Raw genomic sequence first — 14,211 nt, 5'->3', positions numbered from 1 at the left:
AAGCGTTAATCCGCAAACGTATTAAGGCAATCACGTCTTGGTCAATCAAGCTAAAGCGTCCAACGAGTCGCCTGCCGCAGAAACTGCCGATTCAACCGTGTCGAAATTTCTCGATGCGGTCTGGATGGAACGCGGTCTGTCGGCCAACACGCTCGCCGCTTATCGCGCCGACCTGACCGCGCTCGCGCGCTGGCTGGCCGAGCGCGGGACGCCGATCATCAAGACCACTCGCGCGGACCTGCTGGGCTTCATCGCCTGGCGTGTCGAAGCGGGTGCCCGCCCGCGCTCCACCGCGCGCCAGCTGTCTTCGTTCCGTCGATTCTTCCGCTACTTCGTCCGCGAAGGAGTGATCAAGGATGATCCGACTGCTCAGATTGCGATGCCGAAGATCGGCCGTTCGCTGCCGAAGTCGCTCACCGAAGAAGAAGTCGAGTCGCTGTTAGGCGCCCCGGCCATCGCCGATCCGCTGGGTCACCGCGACCGCACGATGCTCGAAGTGCTGTACGCCACGGGCCTGCGCGTCTCGGAACTGGTGAACCTCAAGTACAACCAGATCAACACCAACCAGGGTGTCATCCGGATCATGGGCAAGGGCAACCGCGAGCGGCTGATTCCGCTGGGCGAGGAAGCCGTGCGCTGGCTGACGGACTTCGTGCGCGCGCCGCGCAGCGAGATCCTGCTCGACCGCACCACCGATTACCTGTTCCCGACGCGCCGCGGCGATCGCATGACGCGCCAGGCCTTCTGGCACATCATCAAGCGCTACGCGCGCAAAGCGGTCATCGACAAGGAGTTGTCGCCGCACACGTTGCGTCACGCGTTCGCGACGCACCTGCTCAACCATGGCGCCGATCTGCGCGTGGTGCAGATGCTGCTGGGTCATTCCGATCTTTCGACCACGCAGATCTATACGCACGTCGCCCGCGAGCGCATGAAAGAGATGCACGGTACCCATCACCCGCGCGGTTGATGGTTTCCCAGCGGCCCAGCGCCGCTATCCGGACGTGATTTGCTAAGATTCTCCGCCGCTGGGCTGGCGAGAACTTCGCCGGCCGGATGCGGTCGAATTGCTGTCCCTCACGCCCGAGTCGCGCATGACACCCAATGTTTTTCGGATGAGCGCCATCGCCCTTGTCGGCTCGTTGCTGGGCGGCGTCGCGCTCAGCCAGGCCGGTGTCGCTGCGAACCCGGTTGTGGCAGCGCCTGCACCCGCCAAGGCTGATGCGGCCAAGCCGGATCCGCGTGCCGCCATCGTCAACAAGATCGACGGCCTCAAGCTCGAAGACGTGCGTATGTCGCCGGTCAACGGCATCTACGAGATCACGCGCGGGTCGGAAGTCAGCTACACGTCGGCCGACGGCCGCTACGTCATCCTCGGCGACATGTACGACATCGACGATGACAACAACATTTCCGAGAATCGCCGCCGCGGAATCCGCGCGCGCCTGATCGAGAGCGTTCCGGAATCCGAGATGCTGGTGTTCTCGCCGAAGGATCCGAAATACACGATCACGGTATTCACCGACATCGATTGCGGCTACTGCCGCCGCCTGCATTCGCAGATCGCCGAATACAACCGGCTCGGCATCCGCGTGCGCTACCTGTTCTATCCGCGCTCCGGGCCGGATACCGAGTCGTGGCACAAGGCCGAGGCAGTCTGGTGCGCGCCCAATCGCGCCGATGCGCTCACGCGGGCCAAGAACGGCGAGGACATCAAATCACCCAAGTGCCCCGCCGACATCGTCGCGCGCGACTACGAGCTCGGGCACAAGCTGGCGGTCGAAGGCACCCCCGCTATCTTCCTGGCGTCGGGCGAGATGCTGCCGGGCTACGCTCCGCCGAGCCAGCTCGCGAAGTATCTGAAGACGGGGAAGATGTAGGTTGGTGTCAGGTGGGACTTGTTAAGTCGGTGCCGGGTGAGACTTAGCGGGGTTGGGCGTTCAGTCTGCGGACGCTGTGCTAGCTAAGTCTCACCCGGCACCGACTTAACAAGTCCCACCTGACACCCACTCAGGTCTCCAGCAACTTCTTCTTGTCCGCGACGCCTTCGAATTGCTTGGCGTCGGGCGGGGCGGGTTTCTTCTCGGTGATCACTGGCCACTTCTTCGCCAGGTCCGCGTTCAGCTTCTTGAACTCTTCCTGACCTGCCGGCACTTCGTCTTCGGAAAAGATCGCCTCGACCGGGCACTCCGGCTCGCACAACGTGCAGTCGATGCATTCCTCCGGATCGATCACCAGGAAGTTAGGCCCTTCGTGGAAACAATCGACCGGACACACCTCCACGCAGTCGGTGTATTTGCACTTGATGCACGCTTCCGTGACCACGAACGCCATCGATCGATTCCTCGGGATTTGCCGGCGCGGGCCGGATTTTGCGGGCCGCTATTCTGCCCGAACCTGGGAAACCTGGCAGCGGTTCCCTAAAACCTGCGCGGCATCGCGCCGATGTGGTGTTTCTCGACGCCGGCACGCCGGTCGGCCAGGTAGTTGCGCAGGGCAAACTCGGTGCTCGGGAATGCAACGTCGTCCCAGGGAATCTCATCCTCGGTCACGAGCTTCACTTCCAGGCTTTCGTGCGTCACGCCGAAATGCGCGGTCCGCATGCGCGCGCGAAAGAACACGTGCACCTGCTCGGCATGCGGCACGTTCGCGAGCGCGAGCAGGCTGCCGATCTCGACGTCGATGAGCGCCTCTTCGCGCGCCTCGCGCGCCGCGCCTTGCTCGAGCGTCTCGCCGTTTTCCATAAACCCGGCGGGAATCGTCCAGAACCCGTGGCGCGGTTCGATGCCGCGCTTGCAGATCAGGATGCGGTCCTCGTAGATCGGCACGCAGCCGACGACGACCTTCGGGTTCTGGTAGTGGATGGTCCCGCAGTTCTCGCAAACGAAGCGCGGCAGGAAGTCGTCCTGCGGAACTTTGAGGACGACGCGGGAGCCACAGTTGCTGCAGAAATTCATCGATAAAGTGGTGCCGGGAGAGGGAATCGAACCCACACGCCTTATAAGGGCAACGGATTTTGAGTCCGCCGCGTCTACCAGTTCCGCCATCCCGGCGCGGGGCGGGGAGTATAGCGATCAGGTTCCGGGCTTGCGACCTTTCGACGGCAGCGGGCATCTAGGCCCGTAGACCGGATGTAAGAGTTCAAATGCAAAGACTCGCGGAAATCGACTTTTCGGCTGACGAACTGGCCGCCGCGCGGGCTGGCGATGCCGCGGCGCGCCGCGTGCTGTTCGAACGGCTGGCGGGGCCGACGCTCGCGATCATCCGGCGCCTGGTGCGGCACAAGGCCATGTCTGAGGACCTCCTGCAGGACAGCCTCATCGCCATGTACGAGCACCTGGCCGACTTTCGCGGCGAGGCGCCATTCGGCATCTGGGTGCGCAAGATCGCGGTGAGCCGCTGCCTGATGGCGTTCCGTTCGCCCTGGCATCGCGCCCGCGTCGCGCTCGAATCCTGGACCGACGACACCTGGGCGGGCCCGGCCGACGGCGAGGCACGTACCTCCGATCTCATCGATCTCGACCGCGCGCTCGCCCGGCTCTCGCCGCTGACGCGCACGGTGGTGTGGCTGTTCGACGTCGAAGGCTGGTCCCACGAGGAGATCGCCACATCCTTCGGACGCACGGTGAGTTTTTCCAAATCGCAGCTGGCGCGCGGCCACGCGCGGCTGCGCAACGATCTGATCGCGCCGGCCCAGTCGGGTCTGCGCGCGGCACTTGGGAGTGAGCTCGATGGACACTGAACTCAATGATGCCGACCTGATCTCGCGCCTCAAGCGGCTCGAGATGGGCGCGCCGGCCGCAACCCCCGCGTTCGATTACGACGCGCTGCTCGCGCGGCACGACGCGAAGCAGGCGCGGGTTCGCCGCCGGCATGCCCTCGCGCGCGGCACGGCCAGCGTGCTGGTGGTGGCGCTGGTCGCGGCGAGTGTGTGGCGGCTCGAACAACGCGTGCCCGTCGAGCCCGCGGCCGATGCGGCCGCCACGGTTGCGACGGCACGCCCGCAGACGCGCATCGTGCGCGCCGACACCTATCTAGGCGTGGCGGCGCTCGAGGATCACATCGCGAGCTTCGACGACGCGCTGACCGACGCGCGCCTGCGTGGCCGCACCGCCGAGGTGGCGCGGCTCGAACGCACCCGCGACGAACTGCTCGATTCCTATGCCCAGGTGCGCTACGCCGAGCTGGTCAGCGCCAATTTCTGAATTTTTCCGGAGACGACATGAAACAGTTGCTGCTGGTTTGTTTGTTAGGCTTGAGCTCGGTCGGCGTCGCGCAGACGGTGACCACCGAGAACGGCGCCAAAGCCGCGGACGCGCGGCGCTCCGCCGACGACGCCAAACGCGAGGCCGATGAGGCGAAGAAACGCGCCGAGCTCGATGCCGCGCGGGTGCGGCTCGACAAGGCCACGCGCGAGGTCATGGAGCTGTCGCGGCAGCTGTCGGAAAACTCGCGCGGCGACATGATGTTCTTCAGCACCGACCGGCGCGCGATGCTGGGCGTGCAGATCGATCCGGACAGCGGCCGGGAAGGGGCGCGCGTGCGCTCGGTGAGCCCCGGCGGCCCGGCAGCCGAGGCCGGTCTGCAAGGTGGCGACGTGATCGTCTCGCTCGACGGCAAGACCGTTGCCGGCGGCGAAAACGCGGGCCGCGCGTTGATCGACCAGATGCGCACGGTGAAGCCGGACCAGAAGGTGAAGGTGCGCGTGATCCGTTCCGGCAAGAACAAGGACGTGATCGTGATCGCGCGTCCGTTCGCGCGCGGGTTCGGCGGCGACGAACGCATGTTCGGTATGCAACAGATGCCGGAGATGGTCGGTCCCATGACAGGTGTGGCGGGCGGGCCGATTGTCCGCCAGTTGCGCTTCAACTTTCCGGATGAGTTCGGCGGCATGGAACTCGCCAGCATCACGCCGAAGCTCGGCGCGTACTTCGGCGCGACCGAAGGCGTGCTGGTGGTGCAGGCGCCCGAGAACGACGCGTTGAAGCTCGAAGACGGCGACGTGATCCAGACCATCGACGGCCGCAAACCCGACGACGGTGCGCACGCGCTGCGTATCCTGCGTTCGTATTCGACCGGCGAGAAACTGAATCTCACCGTGCTGCGGCAGCGCAAGCCCGTCACGCTGGCCGTCACGATGCCGGATCGTCCCGAGATGCGCGAATTCTTCGACGCCATGCCGCCGCCGCCGGCACCACCTGCACCGCCCGCGCCTCCCATCGGCCCGATGGGTCCGATCGGCCCCGGTACCGCCGAATGAACTGACGAACCCGGCCACGGCGGTAAACTCGCCGCCGTGCGCCGCGCCGACTTTCACTACGACCTGCCCGAAGAACTGATCGCCCAGCAACCGCTCGCCGAACGGTCGGCGAGCCGGTTGCTGCATCTCGACGGCGCCACCGGCGCCGTTGCCGACCGGCACTTCCGCGAACTGCCGCAGTTCATTTCACCCGGCGATCTGCTGGTGTTCAACGACACGCGCGTGATTCCCGCGCGCCTGTTCGCGCTCAAGGATTCCGGCGGCAAGGTCGAGCTGCTGCTCGAGCGGCCGCAGGACGCCAACTACGCGCTGGTGCATGCGCGTGCCAGCAAACCGCTGCGCCCCGGTATGGCGCTACAGGGCCGCGGCGGCGCGATCCGTATCGTCGAGAAACGCGGCGACCTCTGGGTGGTCGAACTACCCGAGCCAGCGCTGGCGTTCTTCGAGCGTCACGGCCAGATGCCGCTGCCGCCGTACATACGCCGCGCACCCGACGAATCCGACAGCACGCGTTATCAGAGTCTGTTCGCGCGCCGGCGCGGCGCGGTCGCGGCGCCCACCGCCAGCCTGCATTTCGACGAGTCGCTGATCGCCGCGCTCGAAACGCGCGGCGTCGAGCGTACCTTCGTCACGTTGCACGTCGGCGCGGGCACGTTCCAGCCGGTGCGCACGGATGCCGTGGGTGCGCACGTCATGCATGCGGAGTTCGTGGAGGTGAGCGCGGCGGCCTGTGAGACCATCGCGGCCGCGAAGGCGCGCGGCGCCCGCATCATTGCCGTCGGCACGACGGTGGTGCGCGCGCTCGAGAGCGCCGCCGGGGGCGGCAAGCTCGCGCCTTACGTCGGCGATTCGTCGCTGTTCATCGTGCCCGGTTTCCGCTTCAAGGTCGTCGATGCCATGGTCACCAATTTTCATCTGCCGGAATCCACGCTGCTGATGCTGGTCAGCGCGTTCGCGGGGCGCGAGGCGGTGCTCGCCGCGTACGCGCATGCGGTCGCGCAGCGTTACCGGTTCTTCAGTTACGGCGACGCGATGTTCGTGACTCCCGCCCCGGGCGCGCACACATGACGGCCCGCCCATGACCGCAAGATTCACCTTGTCAGGCACCGCGGGCGCCGCGCGCCGCGGCCAGCTCGAACTCGCGCACGGGACCATCCAGACGCCGGCCTTCATGCCGGTCGGCACCTACGGCACCGTAAAGGCGATGACACCCGAGGAGCTCGAAGGGCTCGGCGCCGAGATCGTGTTAGGCAACACGTTTCACCTGATGCTGCGGCCGGGCAACGAGATCATGCGGGCCCACGGCGGCCTGCACGGTTTCATGCACTGGAACAAACCCATCCTCACGGATTCGGGCGGTTTCCAGGTCTTCAGTCTCGAGAGCCTGCGAAAGATCACGGAGGAGGGCGTGCAATTCCGTTCGCCCATCGACGGCGCAGCGGTGCGGCTCACGCCGGAAGATTCGATGGACGTGCAGCTCGCGCTCGCGTCCGACATCGCGATGGCGCTCGACGACTGCACGCCGTATCCGGCCACCGAACAACAGGCCCGCGATTCGATGGAGCGCTCGATGCGTTGGGCGGTGCGCAGCCACGCGCACTATTATTCTTCGCAGCAAGACGGTTCGCCGCCGCCCGGCGAGTTGTTTGGCATCGTCCAGGGCGGCATGCACCTGAACCTGCGGCTCGCCTCGCTCGAGGCCCTGCAAAAGCTCGAATGGAAAGGTTTCGCGGTTGGCGGCCTCGCGGTCGGCGAGCCCGAAGAAGACCGGCTGCGCGTGCTCGAAGGGTTGCTGCCGCACATGCCGGCCGACAAACCGCGTTACCTGATGGGAGTCGGACGCCCGCAGGACATCATCGCTGCCGTGCTGCGCGGCATTGACATGTTCGATTGCGTGATGCCGACGCGGCACGCACGCAACGGGCACCTGTTCACTTCACAAGGCGTGGTGAACATCCGCAACGCCGCGCACCAGGCGGACACCGGCCCGCTCGATCCCGCCTGCGCCTGCTACACCTGCCGCAATTATTCGCGTGCCTATCTGCGCCACCTCGACCGGTGCGGCGAAATCCTCGGCAGCCGCCTGAACACCATGCACAACCTGCACTACTACCTGCAGCTCATGCGTGACCTGCGCGCCGGCATCGAAGCCGGATCGCTGGACGGGGTGATCCGCCGCTACGTGCGGGAACCGCTCGAGTCCACGCAAGTCTCTGTGGCATAAATTTTTTTTTCGGCCAAAATACGCGCCCGCGCCGCCATGTGGCGCCGGTTCTTTCTGCAACTCGTGAGCTAACACCATGAATTCATTGATCCCCGACGCGATGGCCCAGGCCGCAGGCGGCGCCGCGCCGCAGAGCGGTCTGCCCATGTTCGTGATGATGGGCCTGTTCGTCGTCATCTTTTATTTCCTGCTGATCCGCCCCCAGCAGAAGAAGCAGAAAGAACACCAGGCAATGCTGAGCAAGATCGCCGCGGGCGATGAGATCGTCACGGCCGGCGGCATCCTCGGCCGCGTCGTCGAAGTGGGCGACAACTTCATCACGCTCGAGATCGCCGACAACGTGCGCGTCAAGGTGCAGCGCTTCCAGGTCACCTCGCTGGTTCCGAAGGGCACGCTCAAGGGAGCCTGAGGACAACCCATGCTCGAGTACGCGCGTTGGAAGTATTGGCTCGTCGCGGCGGTGTTGGCCGTCGCGTTCCTGTTCGCCCTGCCGAACGTCTTCGGCGACGACTACGCGCTGCAGCTCGCGCGCAAGGATCGCACGGCGATGGACGCCACGCAGATGGCTAAAGTCGAGCAGGTGCTCAAGGACCACGGCGTCGCGTACAAACGCATCTATCTCGACAAGGGAAACACGATGGTGCGTTTCGCCGACAACGAAACGCAGTTGCAGGCGCGCGCCGTCGTCAAGGACGACAAGAACGGGCTGACGCGCGACTACGTGAACGCGATGTCGTATGCCTCGCGCGCGCCGTCGTGGCTGCAGACGCTGGGCCTGCGCGCGATGCCGCTCGGCCTCGATCTGCGCGGTGGCCTCTATCTTCTGTACCAGGTGGACGTGAACGGCGCGGTCGCCAAGCTGCTGAACACTTACGAGCAGGATTTCCGCCGCGCATTGAACGCCGATGATATTCCGTTCAACGATATCGGCACGCTGACCGTCGATTCGGAAATCCCGAACGGCCTGCGTGTATTGCTGCCGCGCGGCGCGGATCTCTCGAAGGTGCGCGACACGATCAAGAAATCGCATCCGGACCTGGGTTGCCGCGACGCGGCCGTGGCCGAGGGCGCGGCCGTCGATTGCGTGCTCACGCCCGTGCAGGTGCGCGAGCGCCGCGATTTTGGCATCTCGCAGAACATCACCACGCTGCGCAACCGCGTCAACGAGCTCGGCGTCTCCGAGCCGGTGGTGCAGCGCCAGGGTCTCGATCGCATCGTCGTCGAACTACCCGGCGTGCAGAACTCGGCGGAAGTGAAGGACGTGCTCGGCAAGGTGGCCACGCTCGAGTATCGGCTGGTCGATCCGCGCCCGGCGCCGACCAAGGGCCCCGCGCCGCTCGGCACGAAGGTCTACGACCGCAAGGAAGGCGGCAAGATCCTGCTCAAGCGCGACATCATCGTCACGGGTGATCAGCTCATCAATGCGGTGGCGTCCACGGGCCAGAATGGTCCGGAAATCCAGATCACGCTGGACAGCGCCGGCGGTGACGAGATGCTGCGCACGACGCGCGCCAATCTCGGTAAACCCATGGGCGTCGTGTTCATCGAGCAGCGTCGCGAAACCGTCGAGGTCAATGGCCAGCCGGTGGTGCGCGACATCAAGGAAGAGCGCGTCATCAATGTCGCGACCATCCAGGGCATCTTCGGCAATCGTTTCCAGACCACCGGCCTCACGATGAACGAGGCGAAAGAGACGGCGCTGCTGCTGCGCGGCGGCGCGCTCGCCACGTCCATCTCGATCGCCGACGAACGCACCATCGGTCCCAAGCTCGGCCAGGAAAACATCAAGAAGGGCGTGACCGCGCTCGTGGTCGGCATGGCCGCGCTGTTCATCTTCATGATCATCTACTACCAGCTGTTCGGCGTGGTCGCGGACCTCGTGCTGCTGGCGAACGTGGTGTTGCTGAGCGCGCTGCTCTCCATGCTCGGCACCGCGCTGTCGCTGCCCGGCATCGCCGGCATCATCCTCACCGTCGGCATGGCGGTCGACGCGAACGTGCTGATCTACGAACGTATCCGCGAAGAACTGCGCAATGGAGTGTCTCCACAGACCGCGATCCGCGCCGGCTTCGAAAAGGCGTTCTCGGCGATCTTCGACTCCAACATCACGACGCTGATCGCCGGCCTCGTGTTGTGGATCTTCGGCACCGGTGCCATCCGCGGGTTCGCCGTGGTGCTGACGCTCGGCATCGGCACGTCGATGTTCACGGCGCTCATGGGCTCGCGCGCGCTGCTCACCCTGATGTTCGGCGGCAAACGCAAGGTCGCCAGACTGGCGATCGGCTGAGGTAACGTACCGTGGAATTCTTTCACAAGAAGACTAACTTCCCGTTCATGGCCACCCGCAAGGTGTGGTACACGCTGTCGGCCGTGCTGATGGTCGTGAGCTTCGGTTCGTTCATCATGCGCGGTCTGAATTTCGGCATCGAATTCACCGGCGGCATCAGCATCGAAGCCAACTTCCCGACCAACGCGAAGATCAACGCCATCCACGACGCGGTGGTCGCGGCCGGTTATCACGATCCGACCGTTTCGACTTTCGGCTCCACGCAGGACATCACCATCCGCTTGCAGTCGACCGGCGAGAGCGCCGAAGTGCTGCGGCCGAAGTTCCTCGGCATCCTGACCTCGGTCGACCCGAAGGCGCAGATGTCGAAGCTCGAGGTCGTGGGTCCGCAGGTCGGCGAGGAATTGCGCGATGCGGCCATCAAGTCGCTGTTGATCACGCTGGTGCTGATCGCGGGCTACATCATCGTGCGGTTCCATACCTGGCGGTTGTCGCTCGGCGCCATCCTGGCCGTGCTGCACGATCCCATCCTGGTGCTGGGCGTGTTCTCGATCACGCAGACGCCGTTCGACCTGCCGGTGGTCGCGGCCATTCTCGCCGTCATCGGCTACTCGCTCAACGACACCGTGATCGTGTTTGACCGCATCCGCGAGACCTTCGAGAAGAACCGCCGCCTGCCGTCGGACCAGGTGCTCGACCAGGCCATCAACCAGACGCTGTCACGCACCATCATGACCAAAGTGGTCACGTCCATCGTCGTCGTGGCGTTGCTGTTGCTCGGCGGCTCGGCGCTGCGTGGCTTCTCCGAAGCGCTGCTGATCGGCATCATCGCCGGCACGTATTCATCGATCTACATTTCCAGTTCGATCGCGCTGTCGTTCGGCCTCAAGGCCGAACACGTCTTCCCGCCGGTGCGGAAGGGCGAGCTGGACGAGATGCCTTAAGTCTCGAGAATAGGGTCTTCGCTGGATGATCGAGCTCCTCAGCGATCCTCATGCGTGGATAGCGTTCATCACGTTATCCGCGCTCGAGATCGTGCTCGGCATCGACAACATCATCTTCATCTCGATTCTGGTCAGCCGGCTGCCGCCGGAGCGGCGCGAATCGGCGCGGATCGTCGGTCTCGCGCTCGCGATGATCACGCGTATCGCGCTGCTGTTCTCCATCGTGTGGTTGACGCGCCTGACCAAGCCCTGGTTCAGCATCCTCACGCAGGAGTTCTCCGGGCGCGACATCATCCTGTTGTTAGGTGGCCTGTTCCTGCTGGCCAAGAGCGTCACCGAGATCCATGGCACGCTCGAGGGCGCCGAAGGTGAACGCCACACCAAGGTATTCGCCAATTTCTTCGCGATCGTCGTGCAGATCGCCATCATCGACATCGTGTTCTCGCTCGATTCGGTGTTCACGGCAGTCGGGCTGGCAAAACCCGAGCAGCTGCCGATCATGGTCGCGGCCATAGTCCTCGCCATTGGCGTGATGATGTGGGTGTCGGGCTCGATCGGCGCCTTCATCGACCGGCATCCGACCATCAAGATCCTGGCGCTGGCATTCCTTATTCTGGTCGGCGTCGTGCTGGTGGCGGATTCCTTCCACTTCGACGTGCCAAAGGGTTACCTGTACTTCGCGATGGCGTTCTCCGTGGGCGTCGAAATGGTGAATATCCGCCTGCGAAAGCTGATGGATGCGCGCCGGAACAAGCGTGACGAGAGTGAAGGCGGTTGACGTCGACGCAATCGCGCTCGCTTAACGCCAGCGGCCTCCCTACAATCCTGACAATTACAAGAATGCGGGGTCCCCGATGAGATGGCGTACCAAGTCCATTGATCAGGTCCAATCCGAGTTCGACCGCGGTGAGCTCAAACGCTCGCTCGGTGCGATCCACCTGGTGTTGTTTGGCATCGGCTGCATCATCGGCGCCGGTATCTTCGTCCGCACGGGCACTGCCGCCGCGCTGTATGCCGGCCCCGCGGTCATGTTGTCCTTCGTCATCGCCGGCGTCGTCTGCGCCTTCGCGGGCCTGTGTTACGCCGAGCTCGCCTCGATGCTGCCGGTCTCCGGCTCCGCATATACCTACGCCTACACCACGGTCGGTGAATTCGGTGCGTGGATCATGGGCGCGTTGCTGCTGCTCGAATACGCGCTGGCCGCCTCGGTGGTCGCGGTGGGCTGGTCCGGCTACGCGGTCAGTCTGCTGCACGACATCGGCCTCGACATCCCCGCGCAGTTCACGCAGGCCGTCGGCCAGCTGGTCGTCTCGCATGCGTCGAGCTTCAGCATGACCGATCCGCTGGTCAGCCTGAACGGCGTGACCGCGCATCTCACCGATGGCTCGGTGGTGCAGTTCCTCTCGCAGGGCAAGGCCACGATCTCGGGCGCTTTCACCACGGCGCTGGCGCAGAACGACGTGATCGCCCAGGCACAGTCGGGCGGCTACGCGCTCGTCAATTCGCTCGACATCGCCGTGAAGACCGACAGCACGGCGCTGCTCTCGGAGGCCACCAAGGTCATGGACCCGGCGACCACGCATCTGCGCGACCTCGCGGCGGGCACGCAGCTGATGGTGCCCACGGGCTCCGTCGTGCAGCTGCCGCTGGCCACCGTCGTCCCGGTGGATCCGGCCTCGATCGTGAAGTCGCTGTTCAACCTGCCGGCCGTGTTCATCACGCTGTCGGTGACCATGCTGCTGATCCTCGGCGTGTCCGAGTCGGCCACCGTCAACAACATCATCGTGGCCATCAAGGTCACGGTCATCATCGCGTTCATCGCGGTCGGTGCGTTCTTCGTCAACACCGACAACTGGCATCCGTTCATTCCGGAGCCGACCGGCGTCGAGAACCAGTTCGGCATCGACGGCGTGATCCGCGCCGCGACTATTGTTTTCTTTGCCTACATCGGCTTCGAGGCGGTCTCGACCGCGGGCCAGGAAGCGAAGAATCCGCGCAAGGACATGCCCATCGGCATCCTGGGCTCGCTGGTCATTTGCACGGTCCTGTACATGGCCACCGCCGCGGTGCTCACCGGCGTCGTGTCGTTCACGAAGCTCAACGTCGCGGCGCCCGTCGCGACCGCGGTCGATACTTTCGGCCCGCAGTGGGGCTGGCTCGCCAAGTGCATCAAGATCGGCGCGATCGCGGGATTATCGTCCGTGGTGCTGGTGCTGATGTTCGGCCAGACGCGCGTGTTTTATTCCATGTCGCGCGACGGCCTCATGCCGAAGGTGCTCGCCAAGGTGCATCCGAAGTTCAAGACGCCGTGGATCAACACGTTGATCGTGGGCGTCGTCGTTTCGGTGGCGGCAGCGGTCTTCGACATCAACTACCTCGGCGATCTCACCTCGGTCGGAACGCTGGTGGCCTTCGGCCTGGTGTGTTTCTCGGTGATCTGGCTGCGACACAAGCGGCCCGATCTGCCGCGTCACTTCAAGGTCTGGGGATATCCCGTCATTCCGGGCATCGGCGTCGTGTTGTGCTTCGTGCTCGCCTGGATCGGCGTCGAACACTCGGTGCGCGTGTGGTTCGGCTGGTTCCTGCTCGGAACGGTGGCGCTGTATTTCTGCTATCCGTACTGGGTCAGCCCGCTGCGCGACAAAGCGTCCGCAACGAAACCAGCTAGTTAGGCGCCGCGCAACGCGCTGGGGGCGTGGAGCGACACCGCCGCCACCAGCTCGGCGTAGACCTTGGGCGTGCCGGCGATGATGTGGCCGCCCTGTTCGTACTTCTCGCCGAAGATGGTGCCGACACGGCCGCCCGCTTCGGTGATGAGCAACGTGCCGGCCGCCGTGTCCCAGGGTTTGAGGCCGATCTCCCAGAATCCGTCGACGCGGCCCGCGGCCACGTACGCCAGATCGAGCGCCGCGGCGCCCGGGCGGCGTATGCCCGATGCCCGCAGCATCACGGCCTTGAGCATCGCGAGATATTCGTCGATGTAGGGCGAGTCGGTGCGGAATGGAAAACCGGTCGCGATCAGCGAACCTTCGAGCGTGATCTGCTTGCTGACGCGCATCTTGCGGCCTTCGACCTGCGCGCCATCGCCGCGCGAGGCGGTGAAGAGTTCCTGGCGCATCGGATCGAACACCACCGCGTGTTCGAGGCGGCCGCGGATCTGGCAGGCGATCGACACCGCGAACACCGGGTTGCCGTGCATGAAGTTGGTCGTGCCATCGAGCGGATCGATGATCCACACCACCTCGTTGTTGCCGCTGGCGCCGCTTTCCTCGGCGAGGAAGGCGTGATCGGGATGCAGCCGGCGGATCGTCTGGATGATGTCGGCTTCGGCGGCCTTGTCGACCTCGGTCACAAAATCGTTGCGGCCCTTGCTTTCGACCTGCACGGCTTCGAGGCGCGGGATGGCGCGGACGATGATGTCGCCGGCGCGGCGCGCGGCTTTGACCGCGATATTGAGTAGTGGCTGCATCGGGCGGGGAGGGGTCAAAAAGGGTCG

At 64.8% G+C, this 14,211-nt stretch carries 15 protein-coding genes and 1 tRNA gene; 12 read left to right on the top strand and 4 right to left on the bottom strand.

Annotated elements, in window-relative coordinates; all coding sequences use genetic code 11:
* Positions 1-37 precede the first annotated feature (37 nt).
* Both xerD and WDO72_03935 read left to right on the top strand, forming a co-directional pair.
* On the top strand, positions 38-970 hold the full coding sequence (gene xerD, locus WDO72_03940; protein ID MEJ0084804.1) for a site-specific tyrosine recombinase XerD: 933 nt from the start codon (positions 38-40) through the stop codon (positions 968-970).
* 145 nt (positions 971-1,115) lie between these two features.
* Entirely contained in the window at positions 1,116-1,880 is a 765-nt protein-coding gene (locus tag WDO72_03935) for a DsbC family protein (GenBank protein ID MEJ0084803.1), read from the top strand.
* 130 nt (positions 1,881-2,010) lie between these two features.
* Here the strand turns inward: WDO72_03935 and fdxA are convergent, their stop codons facing one another.
* The 3 genes from fdxA to WDO72_03920 form a co-directional block, all read right to left on the bottom strand.
* Positions 2,011-2,334, bottom strand: a complete 324-nt coding sequence (fdxA, locus tag WDO72_03930) for a ferredoxin FdxA (GenBank protein ID MEJ0084802.1) — start codon at positions 2,332-2,334, stop codon at positions 2,011-2,013.
* A gap of 86 nt (positions 2,335-2,420) precedes the next feature.
* Complete coding sequence (locus WDO72_03925; GenBank protein MEJ0084801.1) at positions 2,421-2,957, bottom strand: NUDIX hydrolase; 537 nt, start codon at positions 2,955-2,957, stop codon at positions 2,421-2,423.
* An 8-nt stretch (positions 2,958-2,965) separates the two neighbouring features.
* Positions 2,966-3,053: transfer RNA gene (locus WDO72_03920), tRNA-Leu, on the bottom strand.
* 92 nt (positions 3,054-3,145) lie between these two features.
* Between WDO72_03920 and WDO72_03915 the strand changes: the two genes are divergently transcribed.
* The 10 genes from WDO72_03915 (at position 3,146) to WDO72_03870 (ending at position 13,387) form a co-directional block, all read left to right on the top strand.
* On the top strand, positions 3,146-3,742 hold the full coding sequence (locus WDO72_03915; GenBank protein ID MEJ0084800.1) for an RNA polymerase sigma factor: 597 nt from the start codon (positions 3,146-3,148) through the stop codon (positions 3,740-3,742).
* Complete coding sequence (locus tag WDO72_03910) at positions 3,732-4,205, top strand: hypothetical protein (GenBank protein MEJ0084799.1); 474 nt, start codon at positions 3,732-3,734, stop codon at positions 4,203-4,205. Before WDO72_03915 ends, WDO72_03910 begins: the two co-directional genes overlap by 11 nt.
* A 17-nt stretch (positions 4,206-4,222) precedes the next feature.
* Positions 4,223-5,260 (top strand): PDZ domain-containing protein, encoded by a 1,038-nt coding sequence (locus WDO72_03905; protein MEJ0084798.1) that lies wholly within the window; start codon positions 4,223-4,225, stop codon positions 5,258-5,260.
* A gap of 36 nt (positions 5,261-5,296) precedes the next feature.
* The gene (gene queA, locus WDO72_03900; GenBank protein ID MEJ0084797.1) at positions 5,297-6,328 is read left to right on the top strand and encodes a tRNA preQ1(34) S-adenosylmethionine ribosyltransferase-isomerase QueA; all 1,032 of its coding nucleotides are present in this window, start codon (positions 5,297-5,299) and stop codon (positions 6,326-6,328) included.
* Between the two features lie 10 nt (positions 6,329-6,338).
* Entirely contained in the window at positions 6,339-7,484 is a 1,146-nt protein-coding gene (tgt, locus tag WDO72_03895) for a tRNA guanosine(34) transglycosylase Tgt (GenBank protein ID MEJ0084796.1), read from the top strand.
* A 76-nt stretch (positions 7,485-7,560) separates the two neighbouring features.
* Entirely contained in the window at positions 7,561-7,893 is a 333-nt protein-coding gene (gene yajC, locus WDO72_03890; protein ID MEJ0084795.1) for a preprotein translocase subunit YajC, read from the top strand.
* Positions 7,894-7,902: 9 nt separating this feature from the next.
* On the top strand, positions 7,903-9,771 hold the full coding sequence (gene secD, locus WDO72_03885) for a protein translocase subunit SecD (GenBank protein ID MEJ0084794.1): 1,869 nt from the start codon (positions 7,903-7,905) through the stop codon (positions 9,769-9,771).
* 11 nt (positions 9,772-9,782) lie between these two features.
* Positions 9,783-10,715 carry a protein translocase subunit SecF gene (gene secF, locus WDO72_03880; protein ID MEJ0084793.1) on the top strand — a complete coding sequence of 311 codons (933 nt, stop codon included), beginning with the start codon at positions 9,783-9,785 and terminating at the stop codon, positions 10,713-10,715.
* 25 nt (positions 10,716-10,740) lie between these two features.
* On the top strand, positions 10,741-11,493 hold the full coding sequence (locus WDO72_03875) for a TerC family protein (GenBank protein MEJ0084792.1): 753 nt from the start codon (positions 10,741-10,743) through the stop codon (positions 11,491-11,493).
* A gap of 76 nt (positions 11,494-11,569) precedes the next feature.
* The gene (locus WDO72_03870) at positions 11,570-13,387 is read left to right on the top strand and encodes an amino acid permease (GenBank protein ID MEJ0084791.1); all 1,818 of its coding nucleotides are present in this window, start codon (positions 11,570-11,572) and stop codon (positions 13,385-13,387) included.
* Here the strand turns inward: WDO72_03870 and WDO72_03865 are convergent.
* A complete protein-coding gene (locus tag WDO72_03865; GenBank protein MEJ0084790.1) occupies positions 13,384-14,184 on the bottom strand; it encodes an inositol monophosphatase family protein in 801 nt (266 codons plus the stop codon). The genes WDO72_03870 and WDO72_03865 overlap by 4 nt on opposite strands.
* Positions 14,185-14,211 lie beyond the last annotated feature (27 nt).

This window comes from Pseudomonadota bacterium, assembly GCA_037200975.1.
Lineage (GTDB): Bacteria > Pseudomonadota > Gammaproteobacteria > Steroidobacterales > Steroidobacteraceae > CADEED01.
Note: the sequence above shows the minus strand (reverse complement) of the source record. Positions and strands in the feature narration are given on the sequence as shown.

Coding starts and splice junctions, on each gene's coding strand:
- WDO72_03875 (MEJ0084792.1), top strand. CDS start 10,741: ATGATCGAGCTCCTCAGCGATCCTCATGCGTGGATAGCGTTCATCACG.
- WDO72_03905 (MEJ0084798.1), top strand. CDS start 4,223: ATGAAACAGTTGCTGCTGGTTTGTTTGTTAGGCTTGAGCTCGGTCGGC.
- WDO72_03910 (MEJ0084799.1), top strand. CDS start 3,732: ATGGACACTGAACTCAATGATGCCGACCTGATCTCGCGCCTCAAGCGG.
- yajC (MEJ0084795.1), top strand. CDS start 7,561: ATGAATTCATTGATCCCCGACGCGATGGCCCAGGCCGCAGGCGGCGCC.
- WDO72_03925 (MEJ0084801.1), bottom strand. CDS start 2,957: ATGAATTTCTGCAGCAACTGTGGCTCCCGCGTCGTCCTCAAAGTTCCG.
- tgt (MEJ0084796.1), top strand. CDS start 6,339: ATGACCGCAAGATTCACCTTGTCAGGCACCGCGGGCGCCGCGCGCCGC.
- WDO72_03935 (MEJ0084803.1), top strand. CDS start 1,116: ATGAGCGCCATCGCCCTTGTCGGCTCGTTGCTGGGCGGCGTCGCGCTC.
- fdxA (MEJ0084802.1), bottom strand. CDS start 2,334: ATGGCGTTCGTGGTCACGGAAGCGTGCATCAAGTGCAAATACACCGAC.
- WDO72_03865 (MEJ0084790.1), bottom strand. CDS start 14,184: ATGCAGCCACTACTCAATATCGCGGTCAAAGCCGCGCGCCGCGCCGGC.
- WDO72_03870 (MEJ0084791.1), top strand. CDS start 11,570: ATGAGATGGCGTACCAAGTCCATTGATCAGGTCCAATCCGAGTTCGAC.
- WDO72_03915 (MEJ0084800.1), top strand. CDS start 3,146: ATGCAAAGACTCGCGGAAATCGACTTTTCGGCTGACGAACTGGCCGCC.
- secD (MEJ0084794.1), top strand. CDS start 7,903: ATGCTCGAGTACGCGCGTTGGAAGTATTGGCTCGTCGCGGCGGTGTTG.